Origin of the sequence: Acinetobacter sp. TUM15071, from assembly GCF_008980925.1 — a bacterium.
Classification (GTDB): Bacteria; Pseudomonadota; Gammaproteobacteria; order Pseudomonadales; family Moraxellaceae; genus Acinetobacter; species Acinetobacter dispersus.
Genome location: NZ_BKGB01000012.1, coordinates 84,271 through 102,045, shown reverse-complemented (window position 1 = coordinate 102,045; position 17,775 = coordinate 84,271). Strand labels below are relative to the sequence as shown.

Here is a 17,775-nt window from a genome sequence, read left to right as displayed (position 1 = left end):
ATCATTGTGGCAAGGGATGCTGTTTCGCATGTAATTTTAAAATTCGTCTTAACTCCAAAATCGCTTCTGGTTTTTCCTGAATCGAATGTCCACCTTGGATAATTTTTTCAGATAATGCACCCTCTAAATGTGAGCTGGTATATGGCACAATCCCATCTGTCATTTTTTTGGGGTCTTGGCTTTGCGTGAGATTACCAATGATTGAATGGTACGCTAAACCCTTTATTGGTTGAACATCCTGACTCATTTTCATAAATTTGGACTGATAGCTTAAATCACTTGGTCCATTTTCAATGATGCCTGAGGAAAGATTATTTTTCATCTGATGTAAATCAATCTTCTTTTCTTTGACCGTAACCTCGGCTGCAGTTAAAAACTTGCTGGGTAAATGAATAACTTTGCGTAACGCGAGTGTAAACCAGCGATCTGCATAGGCAGTACCTTTATGCGGTGTTGCAATAAAAATCACACGGTTAATTTGATCAATTGGACGGAAGATAAAGCGCTTACTGACGGCAGGTGAGAAAATAAAATCATGTGCTTTATCATTATTGATGGCTTCAACAGCCTGCTGACGGATATCACCCTGCCCCATGATCAGACGACTAATAATACCACCCATACTATGTCCAATCAGAACAGCGTCAGACATTGCAGCATCTTTAGGATCATGCATTGAAAATGCCTGTTTCAACAAAGCATAAATCTGGGCACGGCTTTCTAAAATCGGCATGTTGGTAGAGTAGAAAACCTGCCAAACCTGATATTGCTTACGTAAGTTATCATCCCCTAAAATATCATTCGTCAGAGTAATCCATGCTTCGGGACTACTTGCTAAGCCATGGACAAAGATAATAATTTTTTTATTCGCTTGATACGGCTCCAACATGAATAAATGTGGCATGCTCAACTGTTCTTTACGATCGATCAAGCTCTTGTAGCCTGTACCACCTAAGTTATTTTCTGCTAACCAAAGACCATATGGTGCTGAATAATTCGCTGTTAATAAATAATTCCCACCCGCGACCTGAACCTCATCATGGCGAAAAGGATCAATCAGCTTGATTTCTAATGCGGCATCTCGAAGTAAATCTTCAACTTGGGTCTGTTTCAATGGTTGTGCTACAGCAGTAACAGATAAATATCTTGCTGTGTGAATATATGGATTTTCCTGAGCGGCATAAAAGGTTTCTGGATCATAAACATAATCTGAGTTGAATGGCTGCTTATTCTTTGCAACCAACACAAATTCAGAACCAAAGCCATCTCGACGATTGACACTGTAAAATCCAGAAAAACGCATATTGTAGCTCGACTGCAGTAATTGAATATCTGTCGTTGCTAATTCTGGATAATCATCGAAATTGAAAGAGTAACGATGCTGATTAATGAGTAATTGTTTTGGAAACTGAGTGAATTGATAGCGTAAATAAGCCGTCGTGATCAATCGTGAAAGTGCCACGTTATAAAAAAGCCGAACCTGCGTTTGCCTCTGATCAAAAATACGTTGTTGGGGTGTATGTTGCGTTTCGAATAAATAGGCATAGCTAAAACGGATACTTTGATCAAGTAAAGTCAGTACTTGATCTAAACACTGATTTTGTTTCGTTAAATGCTGTCTTTCCAATAACGATACATGACATTTTTTTTCTTCACTTAACCGTAAAGCCTGAGCCAAATACACTTCACTGGCTGCAGCATAACGTTGTTCATTATTATCAGTTAGTTTTTTTTCTAAAGTCTGTACACATCTATCGGGCTGATTGATACATTCATTGGCTGGAATACCAGCCAGAAGCAAGGTATTTTGTGAGGAATCACTTAATTGAGGTCTCGTTAAGATGCTTTGAGTTTTATCGGTTAAGGATGCACTTAAGCTTCGTTGTTGAAGTTTGACGAGCTGACAGGCAGATAAGCTGTAAAAGAGACAAAGCAAAACAATGCCCTTTATTAGCGTTTTTCTATTGATTACCATGCGATACAACCTCATTCATCACGATTCAACAACAAAGCACTGAATATATATCTAACTCTGTCCGTTTATGTTTCAGGTTGAACAAAACGATGATGAGCTGCAAGATAAGCCAAATAAAGCACAGGAATGATAAAGAAAACGACACTCCAAAAATCGAGGTAAACATAAAGAATCGCCCCCAAAAATGCACCCACAATAAAACCAACAACAATGCTTAAACTTTGCAACAATTTCCGTTTATTTTCAGGACTGGTCTGTCTCATATAATTTGAAATATCGATCCCTAACTGGGTGGTATTTCCTGTCATCATTGTACTTGGACTAATGTGTTTAATTAGCGTTTTACTTGATGTGTTTCGAATTGCCAAGGCAATTAAACCCAGACCGCCTGTAAGTGCGACTGTGAGACTATTTGCATTGTTGAACGGCTCGAAATAAAGCCCAGAGAGCATAAAGCCCGTTAAAAAAATGGCTTCACCAAGAAATAGATAACTCAGCGTCTTACTCTTTTGAGCACTACGATCGATACAATATTTGGTGATCGCCACTGTCACAATGAACAATGGGATCGCAGCAAGTTTAATCCAGATACCCGACCCACCACTCACCCATGCTGCCCCAGCCAGTACCAAGTTTCCTGTTACATGTGCAGTGAAAAAGCCGAATAGTGCAATAAAACCTATGGTATCGATTGCACCGCCTACGACAGTGAGTAATACAGGATCTCGACAACTATCCCATAAGCTCAAGGGCTGTTTTTTTATAATCTCATCCATCTTCTAATTCCTAAAAAACAAGCCTATATTCGGCTAAATTTCAACTGATTAAATTTCTTAGCGCAGGAAGTAATTGTTCACCGATCACCATTCCTAACAGGCCACACAATGCCACTAACGGTGGTGCTGGTGACTTAACATTCAACAAGTAATATATGACACCGACCAAAAGCCCAGCAGCTAAAGAGATCAAATACATTTTCATCGTGCTTTTCCCTAGATTTCACTTAAAATAAAGTGAAATCTATCTGCGGATCCAAGTTAAAAAGCGAAACAAGAGCAGCCCAATGCACCCCAAAAAGACTTTTTGTCTTTGTCATTAATGGGCACATCCAGCATCCATGCATGGCTATGCCCATGCATACCACAACTACTAGAACACGCACACGCTGCCGAGCTACTTTGTAACGGTGATAACGAAGGTGCATTGCGATTTTCTGACCGTCGCCATTGCCCACCAAAACGTTTGACTGGTGACCAATCTGGTGATGCTGGTGGAATCGATGGATCTTGATCCTTAAACTCTGCCCCTGCATAGACAATTTTGCCATTCATCACCGTCATAACAGACTCAATCCACTGAATTTCATCATCGTCCACAGCAAAGTAGTCATCTGAAAGCACTATCAGGTCGGCAAGCTCACCTGAACTTAACGCACCTTTATGCTGATGTTCTCCAGAGAACCATGCAGAGCCTTTGGTCCAGAGCTTTAACGCTGTTTTTCTGTCTAATAGATTTTGTTCATCATAAAGTGGTAAACCACCCACTGTTTTGCCTGTACTTAACCAACTTAAACAGACCCACGGATTATATGAAGCAACACGTGTAGCATCGGTACCTGCACCAACAGGCACGCCTAACTCCAGCATTCTTTTCACAGGTGGAGTCGATTTTGCAGCGTCCAAACCATAACGCTGAACAAAGATCTCTCCTTGATAGGCCATACGATGTTGAATCGCAATACCACCACCCAAAGCACCAATCCGCTCAATATTTCGATCTGAAACAGTTTCAGCATGGTCGATAATGAAACGCGTCGCAAAAGGCTGTCTACCGTTGACGCGTTCGAAGACATTCAATAAACGATTAATACTTTCATCATAGGTGGCGTGAATGCGAAATGGCCATTTCTTTTCAGCCAACAACTCAACAATGCTTTCTAGTTCAGCTTCCATCTTTTCAGGTAAATCTGGTCGTGGTTCATAGAAATTTTCAAAGTCTCCTGCTGACCATGTCAGATTTTCCCCTGCGCCATTTACCTTCAGTAATTCATCGCCATCACCAGGGAATGTCATCTCCGTCCATTTTTTATAATCATCAAGTTCTTCTCCTGCTTTTTGCGCAAATAGGTTATAAGCAATCCGAACTGTCATTTGATCATTATTATGCAGAGACTGAATCACTTCATAATCATCAGGATAATTTTGACCACCACCTCCCGCATCAATTGCGGAGGTAATGCCTAAACGATTGAGTTCACGCATAAAATGACGTGTAGAATTGACCTGATCTTCAAGCGGCAGTTTTGGTGCCTTTCCTAAAGTAGAATAGAGAATCATTGCGGATGGTGTCGCGAGAAGTAGTCCTGTCGGCTCACCCCTCTCATTTCTCTCAATTTTTCCACCTGGTGGGTCTGGTGTATCTTTATTAAAGCCCAGCACATCAAGTGCTGCGCGATTCAACATAGCGCTGGCATAAAGATGTAAGACAAATACGGGGGTATCTGGCGCTGCGCGATTCAACTCTTCCAGTGTTGGCATTCTTTTTTCCACAAACTGAAATTCAGTCCAACCGCCCACGACTCTAACCCATTGTGGTGCTGGTGTATTCTCTGCTTGCTCTTTTAACAGTCTTAATGCATCTGAAAGTGAAGGAACACCTTCCCAACGCAACTCCATGTTGTAGTTCAAACCACCTCTAATAATATGCAAGTGGCTATCATTTAAACCTGGAATTACTCGACGGCCATTTAAATCAATCACTTTGGTTGTACTGTTTGATAAGCGCATGATGTCATCATCACTGCCCGTTTTTACAACTTTTCCATCAGCAATTGCAATCGCTTGCGCCTCTGAACTCTGTTCATCAAGGGTGGTTATTTTGGCATTTCTTAAAATCAATTGAACGTCTGACATCCGTCATTCCCTCCGAGCCTAGCCTTATTATTTTCAGTTTTAGGTCGTGGAGGCATATCATGCCTCCACCATTTTTAATTATTTCGCTGCAATCGGCGCTAATACTTCGTGTGGTGAAGTGGTCCGTTCTGCTGCTTTATGTACCATGGTATATGCATAGTCGACACCCATCCCGTAGGCACCTGAATGTTCCCGAACAATATCCATTACTGCATTATAAGTATCACGTTTTGCCCAATCACGTTGCCATTCAAGTAAAACTTGTTGCCATGTCACTGGAATGACACCCGCTTGGATCATTCGTTGCATTGCATAGTCATGTGCTTCTTTGCTGGTACCACCCGAAGCATCTGCAACCATGTAAATTTCATAACCTCCTTCGAGCATCGCACTTAAAGCAAATGAGTTATTACATACCTCTGTCCATAAGCCTGAAACAATTACTTTTTTGCGTTTATTATTTGCTAAGGCATCACGCACTTTCTGATCATCCCAAGAGTTCATTGAAGTACGTTCTAATAATGGTGCTTGAGGAAATACATCTAAGAGTTCGGGATAGGTATGGCCTGAAAAGCTTTCTGTTTCAACAGTCGTAATGATGCTTGGAATATTAAAAACTTTAGCGGCCTTTGCTAAACCAACTGTATTGTTTTTTAGTACTTGACGATCAATCGACTGTACGCCGAATGCCATTTGCGGCTGATGGTCGATAAAAATAATTTGGCAGTTTTGTGCAGTCAATAGTTCTAAATTTGAATGGCTCATATTGAATTTCCTTGTTTATCGATGTTTTCTGAACACAGGATTAATATTGCAAATTAAGAAAAGGAACACAGCAGTATTATTAAGACGAATTGTTCTATTTATAAAACAAAAATATTGAATTTACGTTATATTTCATACTTATTGAAACACTGATAAAGATTATTTTTGTATAGCATTAAAGAAAAAGACCAGCTAATAGCTTAACTGGTCTTTTCAAAATATTCGGTTTATCTTTAATAGATAAAGAGAATATCTATATTTTATAGTAAGTTAGAAATTAACGCTCCATGACAACTGTGCCGTGCGAGGTGCACCAAGAAATAAGTAATCATCCCCAGCAAAATTACCAACATCTCGCCAGTATTTTTTATTAAATAAGTTATCTACGTTCAGTCTGAGTGTATTATCATAACCATTAGCACGGAAATTATACGCCGTACCTACATTAAATACAGTATAACCAGACACTTTCACGGTGCCTGTTTTCTCTGCATATTTACTACTGCTGTATTGCATCCCCCCCAATAAACGTAAGCCATCAACTTGTGGAAGTTGGTAAGACAGATAACTCGCAAAACGCACAGCAGGTGTATTTTGAGTTTGATGACCTTGATATTCGTTAACCTGTATATCTTTTAAACGTGATCGTGTGAGGGCTAAAGTCGATGTAATATCTAAACTTTGTCCTATACGACCCTGTGCCCCAAGCTCTAAGCCAAGATTATGTCGCTTGCCATCTGTAAGATAGTAATTATCTGAATTGGTATATTGGTTGTCTTGTTTTAAATCAAATACGGCTGCCGTGAAAAGTAAATTTTTCCACTGCTGTTTAATCCCTATTTCATACTGAGTTGAATGCAACGGAGCCAGAGTTGCATAAGCATTGCCTTCAATCCCTTTATCAGGATTGCCTATAGCATAAGCAGGTGCTTGAGTTCCATCGCTTAAACCTTTGGCGTAAGATGCATACACATGCGTAAGTTCCCAAGGTTGATACATCAATGCAAACTGTGGCAAGAAGCGATTAAAATTAGTATCTCTAATTTTATGCCCTTCAGCATCATAAGCATCTTCATTTAAATGCAGTAATTTCCCACCAGCAATAACTGACCATTCGTGATTAAAATCAATTTGGTCGAGTAAATTTAAGGCCGTTTGTTGGCTCTTTAATGATGTGTAATGATTGCCTAAAGCTTTTTCACTTGGTGTATATGATTCAGGATCATTATAAATATTTCCTGTTAATTCCGGGTCTCGGAATATAGCATCATATTGCGCATGACGTTTGTAGCTATGTGATAATTCTAAAATGAGCTTATGCTGCCAAGCTCCTGTATTAAATGTGCCATTTAGTCCAGCTTTAAATTGGTTGGTTAAATAGCTATCGTCAGGATTTATATAGTCATAAATATCGTAGTTACCATTTTCGTCAAAAGTACTCCCTTTGGTTTGGCATGCATCTGTATAACATCCCCATGCGAATGAAGAATAATCATCGACCACGACTCGACTTTGAGAAGCGCTGAGATTGGTCGCCCAGTTATTATTGATTTGATAGGTATATTTTAAGCCTGCATTTAGGCTTTCATTGGTGACGGGTTTGCTCCAGCTTTGATAACCAAGCAAACGATTCCAGTCAACACCTGTAGGCACAGTTTTACCATCTAGTAACTGGTAACCCGGTACTGATCGTTGGCGTTGACGTTGAGACTCGAGATCAAATTCGAGTTTTGAACGATCTGAAATTTTCCAATCTAAAGCCAAAGAACCAAACAAACGTTTTCCATCTGCATGTTCAACATAGGGATGGATTTCTTCATTGGCCAGATTGATACGATAGCCATACTGCTGATCTTCACCAAATAAACCGCCAAGGTCGGTTGCTACGCGATTACCACCATGACTGTCTACTTCAAGCGTCAGTGAACGAATATCTTTTGGTCGCTTGCTTACATAGTTGACGACACCACCCGGAGTAGACATACCACTTTGAATTGCGCTGATACCTTTTAAAATTTCAACTTGTTCTTTGTTTTCAAGCGCAACATTTTGCTCACCGCGCAGCAAGTTACCATTCAGTAAATAACTTGATCCCAAGTTAAGGGCAAAACCACGCATGACAATATTTGGGTAATAACCAATTGGTGCATAGCCATCACCTGCCGCTGCATCATTCTTGATAATGTCCGTTAATGTTTTAGCATGTTGATCTGCAATCCGTGCAGCAGTTACTGTGCTGATCGATGCTGGAAAGTCAGCAAGCTGTTGTTGCGTAAAACCCGATAAGTTTATTTGGGGTTGATAATAGATCGTTGGTATGGTTTCAGCGGTTACAGTGATTGTTTCAAGCCTTTGAGGTTCCTCAGCATGTAAAAATACAGGACTTAGTCCTAAATATGAAAATGAACCAACCGCCAATAATGCTTTTTGTAAACGAGAAAATGGATACGTTTTCACAATAGTTGCCTAACCCCAAAAGATAATTTTACAGTCCGAATTTTACGGGCTTGAGTATTCCCAATTTTCACAGATTGAACAAGCATTTCTACAACATATCTGCGATATTTTTAGTTGAACCCATCATTGTGGAAAGGCATTGTGTCATTTCATTATTTTATATTTTGAGAAGTGCTCTTTAACTCGAGCCTTGTCTTGTTCTTTTTCCTATAAATATTGCAGCTAGCTCTGCTATTGTTGCTTCTAAAATAATGGATTAGCCGCCATTCTTCCGTCTATTGACGGATTTATACATCTAATAAATAATTTAGCCGAAGCATAAGAGCATTAAGTTTCGGCTAAATGAATTCAATTTATATAATCCCACCATTTACTCGAAGCACTTGGGCATTCACCCAGTTACTTCCTTCGTTGACCGCAAAATCCAAAACTGCAGCAATATCCTCCACACTACCTAGACGTTCTAACGGTGCGGCTTTACTCAGTTGAGCAAGCAACTCATCACTTTTACCTTCAAGAAAAAGTTCTGTTACCGTCGGTCCAGGCGCAATTGCATTTACAGTAATATTTTTACCCCTTAACTCTTTGGCCAAAATAGCCGTTAACGATTCAATTGCTGCTTTTGAAGCGGTATACATGCCGTAGCCTTCAAGTTTCATTCCAACAACACTACTGGATAAATTAATAATTTTACCGCCATGAGTCAGTCGCTTTGCAGCTTCTCGCATGGCATATACAGGACCTTTAAGATTGATTGCCAAAATTTGGTCAATGCTTTCATCATCAATCTGCTCAATTCTATTTAATTGCATAATTCCTGCATTATTAATCAATACATCTACTCGTCCATAAGTTTGAACTGCATAATCAAATAGTCTTGTCACTTCATTTGATTGACTGATATTTGCTTTAAAGCAAGATGCTGTTCCATCAAATGCTAGGATCTTTGCGACTACAGCATTGGCCTCTTGATGATTATTGGCATAATTAACGATGATGGTATGACCCTGCTGCGCTAATAGGTTTGCAGTAAACGCACCAATCCCTCGAGAAGCACCGGTAATTAAAATCACTTTTTTCTGATTTGCATGAACTGTTGTACTCATTTATGGCCTCATTGAATGAAATTTAGCATCTAGTGAGTTGTATGGTACTGTTCAGATATGTCTGGATAATCTAGCTAATTCTGAAATCTTTATCCGAATAAACCGAACAAAGGATGCAAGCGTGATGGATAAATTAAATGCGATGTCTGCTTTTATACAGGTTGTAGAACAGAAGAGTTTTACCAAGGCAGCTCAAATTCTGAATTCACCTCGCTCTACCTTAACTGATGCCATTAAACAATTAGAAATTCAGTTGAATACCCGTTTGTTATTTCGAACTACGCGTCAGGTTAGACTCACGGATGAAGGGGAAATTTACTATGAGCGGTGTAAATACATCCTCGCTTATATCAATGAATCGGATCATGATTTTCTACATGCAAAACCCAAAGGAACGTTAAAAATAGAAGTACATGGTATTTTTGCCAGCTATTTTATTATCCCCAAACTGCATGAATTTCTCAGTGAGTTTCCTCAAATACAGTTGCAACTGACTGAAAGCGACCGTTATGTCGATGTGATAAAAGAAGGAATTGATTGCGTGATCCGTATTGGACATCTCAACAACAGTGATTTAATTGTCAGGCATCTTGGAGATATTGAACAAATTACCTTGGCAAGCCCAGAATATTTAGAAAAATATGGCACACCACAATCTTTATCAGAACTCAAAGATCATTTCATGATTGGCTTCTACTCAACAGCTCGACAGAAACCATTACCACTTGAATTCATTGTTCAACAGCAAACCGAATTATATGATTTGCCTTATATGATTCAAGTGAATGGAGCACATACGTATACCTCAGCAGCTAAACAGTATTTTGGTATTATTCAAGTCCCGCAATACGCTCAAGCGCCAGAGTTAAAGCAAGGAACGTTATGTCAAATTCTTGAAAATTATGCTGTGCCATCACTGCCTGTTTCTCTGCTCTACCCTTCAAAGACACTGGTTTCACCACGACAAAAAGTCTTTATTGAATGGATTGTCCAGCTATTTAAGGATCATCCTTTAAACTGATTTTAAGTTTTTAGCTGCTAAAAACTTAGAATTATATGGACATTATTACGTGAGTCATAACGCTTGTTTAACACAACTTAAGTGTGCATGAAGTAATATTTTACCTATCTAGGAAAATGAAAGAAAAGCTAAAAACAAAATATAGTTAATTGTATTTATTAGTTTTTTATAATTTATCTCATTTTTTGATATCCTACTCTCAATATTAAAAACATTAAAAATTGCAGTTTTTTCGCTATTTTGTATTTCATTGTTTCGCTTTATCCTGAAATTTAAACTAAATAAAGCATAGAGCCACGCTAGTTTTTGAATTTTTTATTCAGAAAATGGGAGCAATGAATTGAGCAATAAATCACAGTCTAAAATTGATGGAATACAATTCCCCATTAAATCTGGCAAAAATAAGCCTAGTACCACGGACACAGCAAAGAAAATTTTATATGCCGCACTTAAAAGTGTGGATTCTCCGTATGCATCTCAACTTAGTGCTGAAAAAAATTGGAGAAAGAAATATCCAGTTTACTTTGAAGAGTTGGTTAAATCTGGAATTACATCGGTACATCACCCTTTATTGATTGCCCAAAATGGATTAGCTAGCGCGAAAGAACTGTTTAGGTTCAATCGAGAGACACAACAGTCTTCTTTAGAACAGGCGATGCTAAATATTACTGATCAGCCTTTTGAAAACTATGTGTTAAAAGGTTCTGGTCCTTCAACTGTTGAGCCATGGTTCATTCCTTTTGATGGCAAAAAATTACAGGGACAAGCATTATTGGATCAAATCGATCGTTGGGAAACACAACGAATTATTGAGCCTAGCCATGCAAAAGCATTGCGGTTGCTACAAGCTCATCCAGAATGGTTTGATCTATCTACACGGACTATGGTGCTATTCGGTGCTGCATCTGAAGCAGGCCCACTCAGTTGGCTGGCAAAATGGCGTGCCAATATTGTTGCCATTGATTTACCCCAACCTAAAATCTGGGACAAAATTACTGAAACCATTCAGCAAGGCAATGCCACATTAATTGCGCCACAAGTCACTTTGGCAAATGGTGAAAAGCAGCTCGGTGCGAATTTATTGACTCAAACACCTGAGATTGCAAATTGGCTAAATACCTTTACTGAAACTTTAGATTTAGCGGGTATCGCATATTTAGACGGTGAAAAACATGTGCGTGTTTCGATCGCCATGATTAGCATCATGGAGCAAGTGAGTCGCAAAAAATCAGACAGCAGCATTATGTTCATGCTCACACCTACAGATATCTATGCGATTCCCAAAGCTGTGGTGCAATCGATACAACAAAAAATTGAACAACGTCCTATTTTAGAAAAGTTACTGACCCGATCTATTCACAATATTTCCTTATCCAATTTTTTCAAATCCAATACCAAGCAGCTGATTGAATCAGATAATGGTCAACAGTACGGTATTTCTGATTGTATGGTGATTGAACAAGGGCCAAATTATGCATTGGCTAAGCGGCTACAACAGTGGTTTGCTATCAGTACACGAGCACGAGGTCAAAAGACGGTGATTAATATCGCCCCTTCAACCACGACCCATTCTGTTGTGAAAAATCCAATCCTTAAGGCAGCATTCTCTGGAGCGGATTTGTTTAAGGTCGAAACTTTTAGCCCTGAAACCACCAATGCCATTATGGCCGCCCTCTGGGTACATGACTTAAACAATCCTGATAGCGCAACCAATCCAGAAAAGCCATTGGATCACCCTCTGGAGCTCATTATGGAAAATGCTAATCATGGTGGACTTTGGCATGTTCCTTATTTAGCAAGAACAGCTTTGCCCTTCGCTGCGGCATATGGTTGGATACGGGAAAAGTTTTAGTCTTAACGGATTGCATACTTGAGCTAGAGAACAAACAAGTTCTCTAGTTCTAAGTTGTTTTTATCACTTAATTGCAAATAGTTATCATTATCATGCATAATTAGTGAAATTTCACTTAATAATGTTGAGTAAATTGATAATGACGACGCAAAATCAGATCTCGAATGATAAAAAAATATTGAAACAAAATGACCATATGAGAAATCTGGAACAGATTGAAATGACCATTACAGCCATATCAAGACCGTTCCCGAGCATCCTACGTGTTCATGGAAAAATTGATACTGATCAACCTGATTTATGGGATAAGCCGAATTTAGCTGTTCGCTTAGGAGTTTCTCAAACTGCTGACAGCACCCTCTTAACCCGTGTTTATACAATTCGTTCATTTGATCGAGACAAATATGAAGTTGAAATAGATCTGATTGAACATGAGGATGAAAGTCCTGCTATGCAGTGGGTACATACGGCAAAAATAGGCACAAAAACTCAATTAATTGGGCCAAGACCACACTTCGTCCCAAATTTTAATGAGAAAAAACATGTTGTCATGTTTGCAGATGAAACGGCCCTTCCAGCACTTTATTCAATTCTAAAATTTTGGCCAGATGAGAGCAGTGCAGATATTTTTATTGAGAGTTCTGAGCCGCAGATCTTGGCATACCTTCCTAAGTGCTTAAAGGTACAGATACATTTATTACTCCGCGAACGCCAAGACCAAGCTGGGAAAATGGGTCTGCTGCTTAAAGCGGCCTATCAATTAAAACAGGTGAATAACATTACCGTTTGGGCTGCATGTGAACGCAATGAAGCCAGAGCAATTCGCCAGTTTTTTATAGAAGAAAAATCGCTGCCTAAAAAAGATGTACAAGTCACTGGTTATTGGAACATCGGTCTTTCCAGTACAGTATTGGATGAAGTCCGACTCGAATATTATCAAAGACATCTTGATGCAGGAAAAACCTTAGAAAGTTTTGATGATTTAGATATGCCTGTTTAGTTTGATCGTACTTTACAGGTTTTGGCTTTTTTAAAGTTTGGATGTAAACAGAATAGAAAGAAAATAGTCACAATTAATCCGATCTTTGTGTCTTCAAAACAGACACAAAGATCGGATTAAACTTAACTTGTGAACCCTATTACTGCTTAGATCTACCAATACGTTATTTGCTAATGCATTCAGATAATTATAGATTTTTAAAATAGGGCTGTTATTTATCAAAGACGGATTTAATAGATTTTTTCATACCCAGCAGGTCTCGTTTTAAAACGACGATGGAACCACATATATTGTGTCGGGTACATTTTTATCTGATTTTCAATCGCTAAATTGACTCGCGTAGCATCTTCAACTTCATCAAGACTTGGAAAGTTTTCTAAAGCCGGTTCGAGTAAAACATGATATTGAGGGTTTCTTATATCGCCATCACGATAGAAAAACAAAGGAATTGCCGAAGCTTTTGTTATTTTAATCAATCTTCTGTGGGCCGTGACTGTTGCAGCCTCTATTCCAAAAAAAGGTGCCATCACCCCTTGCTTTAACCCAAAATCTTGATCTGGGCTATACCAAATTGCATGTCTATTTTTTAGATTTGAAATTAATCCTTTCATATCATCTTTAGCAATCTGATTTTGATAAATTGTAGCTCTACATCTATAAATCAGCATATCAAGCAGCGGGTTGTTTTGAGGGCGGTAAACAACATCTAAGTCGAAAAAACGACCACATACAAAACCGCCAGCATCTAATAGCGTGGTGTGTGTGCCTAAAAGTATTATTCCCTTGCCTTCTGAAGTCTTAAGGTGTTCCAAACCTTTGATGTGTATTCTATTTTTAAACCAATGTGGTTTGTACCAAGCATTTAATGCTTCAAATAAGCCCAACATCATATTAAAGAATACCTGCTTCGCTTCTTTTTGTATTTGGGCTTCACTTTTTTCTGGAAAGCAGATTTCTAGGTTTCTAATTGTGGTTTTACGTCTAGATTTGAGAGATTTCCAAGCCAATTTAGACAGAATGTCCGCAATTCTCCATTGTATTGCCCATGGAAGGATTGAAAATATCATTAAAATAATTAAAGCGACCCATATTGCCCAATATTTCGGTCGTAGAAATGACCATTGAAACTTCCCTGCCTTAGATTTCCGTTCATACGTCATAGCAGCTGTTTCTTAAGAAAAACTCATCAGCCTAACATACCTAGATTATTTGTGTTATTTATTCTCGAGTATTTAACTCTGGTTCTGATTTCAATTTTAAAGTATGAGTAAAACACAAAAATTTAAGATCATATTCTCGATAAGTATTTAAAATGTACACAAGTACAGGTATTTTCATTAAAACGTTAATTATATCTTTAAAAAAGAGATTTCTTTGTTATAGTATTTCTCCAATGATTTCCAGAAAGAGATCAATCGGGTGTTGATGATTGGAAGATTGCTAGCCTTCTATGCAATCTTTTTACAAATCGCTGTGTTCTTACAGCCATTACTGCCAGAGAAATATCAAGTTTCTCCAGTATGTGAAACTATTGCCCAAGTTTTGTTGCAAGCTCCTCACAGCTCTTCTTCATTCCATGATCATCATTTGACTACTTCGCACCATAATGTGCTTAGTCCACAACATGATGTGATAGAGCATAAACATCCAACTCTTTCAACTGAAGCGAAGACGACATCCAGCCACCATCACCATGATGCAAACCATCAGTGTCAATACTGTGTGGTGTATAGCCATGTACTACCTTTACCAGATGTTGATCTAAAACACATTCTGGTCAGGATTCAGGTTCGTTTTCTGGCTTTTATTGAAAACTATTTTCATATTTTCTTTCAGCTTCAGCAACTCTTTCTCACTCCTCAAGGTCGAGCACCACCACTATTACTATCATTCTGACTTGAAGCTCAAAACTTTTTAGTTTTGAAAAACTTATATTCAAGAGATTATAGTCATGTTTTCTATTTCTAATCATACTCTTCGTTGGGTAGAGGCTTTATCAGCCCTCTGTTTATCTCATCAAAAACAAGATGAGGTGCGGTCATGACTTTAGGTTTTACTGCACTCGAATTGGCAAGAATACAATTCGCTTTTACCGTCTCCTTCCATATTATTTTCCCTGCGATTTCTATCGGTTTGGCCAGCTTCTTGGCTGTTTTAGAGTGGCGTTGGTTACGGACTAAAGATCCAATTTATAAGGACCTGTTTAAGTATTGGGTCAAAATCTTTGCTGTGGCCTTTGGTATGGGCGTGGTTTCCGGCGTCGTCATGAGCTATCAGTTTGGAACCAACTGGAGTGAGTTTTCCCGAATCGCGGGGAGCGTTACAGGTCCTCTACTCACCTATGAAGTATTGAGTGCATTCTTTTTGGAAGCGGGTTTCTTAGGCATCATGCTGTTTGGCTGGGGCCGTGTTAGTCCCAAAGCCCATTTCTTTGCCACCTTGATGGTCGCAATTGGTACTTGTATTTCCATGTTCTGGATTCTGTCTTCCAATAGTTGGATGCAAACGCCACAAGGTTTTAGCATTGAAAATGGCATTATTGTACCGACAGACTGGTGGGCAATCGTCTTTAACCCATCTTTCCCTTATCGACTGGTACATATGGCGATTGCAGCCTTTATGGTTGCAGCTTTATTGGTTGCGGCAACTGCTGCCTGGCATTTGCTCAAGGGTCGCCGTGATGCCTTGGTCAAGACCTCATTCTCTATGGCGATGTGGCTTATTCTTGTCTTAGCACCCTTACAAGTTTTTGTTGGGGATGCACATGGTTTGAATACTTTAGAGCATCAACCAGCAAAACTTGCCGCGATGGAGGGACATTGGGAGACCAATTATGATGAAGGTATGCCACTCTACCTATTCGGTGTTCCTGATATGCAAGAAGAACGTACCAAATATGCGATCGCGATTCCAAATCTTGGTAGTCTGATCTTGACTCATTCTATGGATGGTACAGTTAAAGGCTTAAAAGACTTCGCACCTGAAGATCGGCCAAACTCTACCATTGTATTCTGGAGTTTCCGTGTCATGGTTGGCTTAGGTATGCTCATGCTTTTACTTGCCTTCGCCGGTGCTTGGCTAAGAAAAACTGGAAAGCTTTTTGAAAGCAAATGGTTTCACCGCTTTGCTTTAGTCATGGGGCCATCAGGATTTATCGCGGTACTGGCAGGTTGGTTTACGACAGAAGTTGGTCGTCAACCTTGGGTGGTCTATGGCGTGATGCGGACCAAAGATGCACTTTCTCCTGTTTCAGCCGAACAAGTGGGTCTTACCTTGATTATCTTTGTAGTGGTGTACTGTGTAGTGTTTGGAATCGGGATCTATTACATGCTGAAACTGATGCATAAAGGCCCGCAATTTGTTGAAGCTGTGGATCTTGAACCAGCAGGCCATGGGCATTTCAAAACGCCGATGCGTCCTTTAAGTGCGGTCGATGAAAGCATTGATCAGCAAGACCCAAATAAGGAGAAACACCATGATTGATTTATCTCTGATTTGGGTCGGTATTATCGGTCTCGGTGTGCTGATCTATGTCATTCTAGATGGCTTTGATTTAGGGATCGGAATTCTGTTCCCTTTCATCAAAAGCCGTGAAGAACGTGACGTGATGATGAATACCGTCGCGCCTGTCTGGGATGGCAATGAAACATGGATGGTACTTGGTGGTGCAGGTTTATTTGCAGCTTTCCCTTTGGTTTATTCAACAGTATTATCAGCCTTATATATGCCGATTACCCTCATGGTAATTGCACTGATTTTTCGTGGTGTTGCCTTTGAGTTTCGTTTTAAGGCGAATCGCACCAAGCATTTATGGGATCAGGCCTTTATCTGGGGTTCAATTCTATCCAGCTTTCTGCAAGGCGTGATTTTAGGCGCTTATATTCAAGGCATCCAAACCACCAATGGTATTTTCTCTGGTTCAGGCTTAGATTGGTTCACTCCTTTCGCCTTATTTACCGGACTGGGCGTGGTTGCCATGTATGCTGCATTAGGTTGTGGTTGGCTGATTATGAAAACCGATCATGAACTACAAGATCAAATGTATGCACTAATGCCTAAACTGATCATCTTGCTATTTGTGGTCTTTGCTGGTGTCAGTCTCTATACCCCACTGACCCATCCTGAAATTGCAGCACGTTGGTTTGGTTTGCCAAATCTACTGTATTTTAGCCCTGTACCCATCTTGGTCTTACTCTTTACATTTTTGATTTTAAAAGCTTGTAAACAACGTCAGGAATTAAAGCCCTTTATTTATACCTTAGCACTTGTGTTCTTGGCATTTACGGGTTTCGTGATCAGCCTTTGGCCGAATATCATTCCGCCTTCTGTCACCATTTGGCAAGCTGCTGCACCATATTCTAGTCAGAAATTCGCACTGGTCGGGGCTGTAATTCTGATCCCGATCATTATCGGCTACACCATCCTATCGTACTGGGTATTTAGAGATAAAGTACGGGTTGGAGATACGGGTTATCACTAGGAGACGATGTAATGAAACTGTCTAAAACACAATGGTTTATCGTACTTTGGCTCGCTGGTTTTTTAGGTTTATTGGTGATCGCGATGTTCTTTAGAGTATTGTTAAAACTTGCTTATTAGGCTGAACTTTTTTCTTCCAATAAAAAACTATACCTCGGTATAGTTTTTTATTGGCATCAGGAAATTTAGTCTCACACAGTTCAAAGAA

14 protein-coding genes are annotated in these 17,775 nt (G+C 39.4%); 6 read left to right on the top strand and 8 right to left on the bottom strand.

All coding sequences use genetic code 11. From position 1 onward, the window contains the following. Position 1 precedes the first annotated feature (1 nt). The 7 genes from GBI66_RS12725 to GBI66_RS12695 all read right to left on the bottom strand — a co-directional run bounded on the left by GBI66_RS12725 (position 2) and on the right by GBI66_RS12695 (position 9,215). Positions 2 to 1,975, bottom strand: a complete 1,974-nt coding sequence (locus tag GBI66_RS12725; RefSeq protein ID WP_151716363.1) for a triacylglycerol lipase — start codon at positions 1,973 to 1,975, stop codon at positions 2 to 4. Positions 1,976 to 2,040: 65 nt separating this feature from the next. Continuing rightward, positions 2,041 to 2,751: a YoaK family protein gene (locus tag GBI66_RS12720; RefSeq protein WP_151716362.1), complete on the bottom strand. Its 711-nt coding sequence runs from the start codon at positions 2,749 to 2,751 to the stop codon at positions 2,041 to 2,043. A gap of 40 nt (positions 2,752 to 2,791) precedes the next feature. Next, positions 2,792 to 2,956 (bottom strand): DUF1427 family protein, encoded by a 165-nt coding sequence (locus GBI66_RS12715; RefSeq protein WP_004653475.1) that lies wholly within the window; start codon positions 2,954 to 2,956, stop codon positions 2,792 to 2,794. A gap of 56 nt (positions 2,957 to 3,012) precedes the next feature. Next, positions 3,013 to 4,887 (bottom strand): amidohydrolase, encoded by a 1,875-nt coding sequence (locus GBI66_RS12710; protein WP_151716361.1) that lies wholly within the window; start codon positions 4,885 to 4,887, stop codon positions 3,013 to 3,015. 78 nt (positions 4,888 to 4,965) lie between these two features. Next, a complete protein-coding gene (locus GBI66_RS12705) occupies positions 4,966 to 5,652 on the bottom strand; it encodes a hydrolase (protein ID WP_005188475.1) in 687 nt (228 codons plus the stop codon). A 270-nt stretch (positions 5,653 to 5,922) separates the two neighbouring features. Beyond that, positions 5,923 to 8,109 (bottom strand): TonB-dependent siderophore receptor, encoded by a 2,187-nt coding sequence (locus GBI66_RS12700; protein WP_151716360.1) that lies wholly within the window; start codon positions 8,107 to 8,109, stop codon positions 5,923 to 5,925. Positions 8,110 to 8,462: 353 nt separating this feature from the next. Beyond that, positions 8,463 to 9,215, bottom strand: a complete 753-nt coding sequence (locus GBI66_RS12695) for an SDR family oxidoreductase (protein ID WP_151716359.1) — start codon at positions 9,213 to 9,215, stop codon at positions 8,463 to 8,465. Positions 9,216 to 9,339: 124 nt separating this feature from the next. Here GBI66_RS12695 and GBI66_RS12690 point away from each other — a divergent pair, with 124 nt between their 5' ends. From GBI66_RS12690 to GBI66_RS12680, 3 genes are all read left to right on the top strand, one after another. Beyond that, entirely contained in the window at positions 9,340 to 10,236 is an 897-nt protein-coding gene (locus GBI66_RS12690) for a LysR family transcriptional regulator (RefSeq protein ID WP_151716400.1), read from the top strand. Between the two features lie 340 nt (positions 10,237 to 10,576). Then, positions 10,577 to 12,088: a hypothetical protein gene (locus tag GBI66_RS12685; protein WP_151716358.1), complete on the top strand. Its 1,512-nt coding sequence runs from the start codon at positions 10,577 to 10,579 to the stop codon at positions 12,086 to 12,088. 139 nt (positions 12,089 to 12,227) lie between these two features. Continuing rightward, positions 12,228 to 13,088: a siderophore-interacting protein gene (locus tag GBI66_RS12680; RefSeq protein ID WP_151716357.1), complete on the top strand. Its 861-nt coding sequence runs from the start codon at positions 12,228 to 12,230 to the stop codon at positions 13,086 to 13,088. Positions 13,089 to 13,318: 230 nt separating this feature from the next. Here the strand turns inward: GBI66_RS12680 and GBI66_RS12675 are convergent, their stop codons facing one another. Next, positions 13,319 to 14,248, bottom strand: coding sequence for a lauroyl acyltransferase (locus tag GBI66_RS12675; protein WP_151716356.1), 930 nt, complete (start codon positions 14,246 to 14,248; stop codon positions 13,319 to 13,321). Between the two features lie 265 nt (positions 14,249 to 14,513). Between GBI66_RS12675 and GBI66_RS12670 the strand changes: the two genes are divergently transcribed. From GBI66_RS12670 to cydB, 3 genes are all read left to right on the top strand, one after another. Further along, positions 14,514 to 14,984, top strand: coding sequence for a DUF2946 family protein (locus tag GBI66_RS12670; protein WP_151716355.1), 471 nt, complete (start codon positions 14,514 to 14,516; stop codon positions 14,982 to 14,984). Positions 14,985 to 15,128: 144 nt separating this feature from the next. Continuing rightward, positions 15,129 to 16,571 (top strand): cytochrome ubiquinol oxidase subunit I, encoded by a 1,443-nt coding sequence (locus tag GBI66_RS12665; protein WP_151716354.1) that lies wholly within the window; start codon positions 15,129 to 15,131, stop codon positions 16,569 to 16,571. Next, positions 16,564 to 17,568 carry a cytochrome d ubiquinol oxidase subunit II gene (gene cydB / locus GBI66_RS12660; RefSeq protein WP_151716353.1) on the top strand — a complete coding sequence of 335 codons (1,005 nt, stop codon included), beginning with the start codon at positions 16,564 to 16,566 and terminating at the stop codon, positions 17,566 to 17,568. Before GBI66_RS12665 ends, cydB begins: the two co-directional genes overlap by 8 nt. Positions 17,569 to 17,775 lie beyond the last annotated feature (207 nt).

Bases quoted from the DNA above. Each gene is read 5' to 3' on its own strand.
- GBI66_RS12725 (WP_151716363.1), bottom strand. From the start codon at position 1,975: ATGGTAATCAATAGAAAAACGCTAATAAAGGGCATTGTTTTGCTTTGT.
- GBI66_RS12720 (WP_151716362.1), bottom strand. From the start codon at position 2,751: ATGGATGAGATTATAAAAAAACAGCCCTTGAGCTTATGGGATAGTTGT.
- GBI66_RS12715 (WP_004653475.1), bottom strand. From the start codon at position 2,956: ATGAAAATGTATTTGATCTCTTTAGCTGCTGGGCTTTTGGTCGGTGTC.
- GBI66_RS12710 (WP_151716361.1), bottom strand. From the start codon at position 4,887: ATGTCAGACGTTCAATTGATTTTAAGAAATGCCAAAATAACCACCCTT.
- GBI66_RS12705 (WP_005188475.1), bottom strand. From the start codon at position 5,652: ATGAGCCATTCAAATTTAGAACTATTGACTGCACAAAACTGCCAAATT.
- GBI66_RS12695 (WP_151716359.1), bottom strand. From the start codon at position 9,215: ATGAGTACAACAGTTCATGCAAATCAGAAAAAAGTGATTTTAATTACC.
- GBI66_RS12690 (WP_151716400.1), top strand. From the start codon at position 9,340: ATGGATAAATTAAATGCGATGTCTGCTTTTATACAGGTTGTAGAACAG.
- GBI66_RS12680 (WP_151716357.1), top strand. From the start codon at position 12,228: ATGACGACGCAAAATCAGATCTCGAATGATAAAAAAATATTGAAACAA.
- GBI66_RS12675 (WP_151716356.1), bottom strand. From the start codon at position 14,248: ATGACGTATGAACGGAAATCTAAGGCAGGGAAGTTTCAATGGTCATTT.
- GBI66_RS12670 (WP_151716355.1), top strand. From the start codon at position 14,514: ATGATTGGAAGATTGCTAGCCTTCTATGCAATCTTTTTACAAATCGCT.
- GBI66_RS12665 (WP_151716354.1), top strand. From the start codon at position 15,129: ATGACTTTAGGTTTTACTGCACTCGAATTGGCAAGAATACAATTCGCT.
- cydB (WP_151716353.1), top strand. From the start codon at position 16,564: ATGATTGATTTATCTCTGATTTGGGTCGGTATTATCGGTCTCGGTGTG.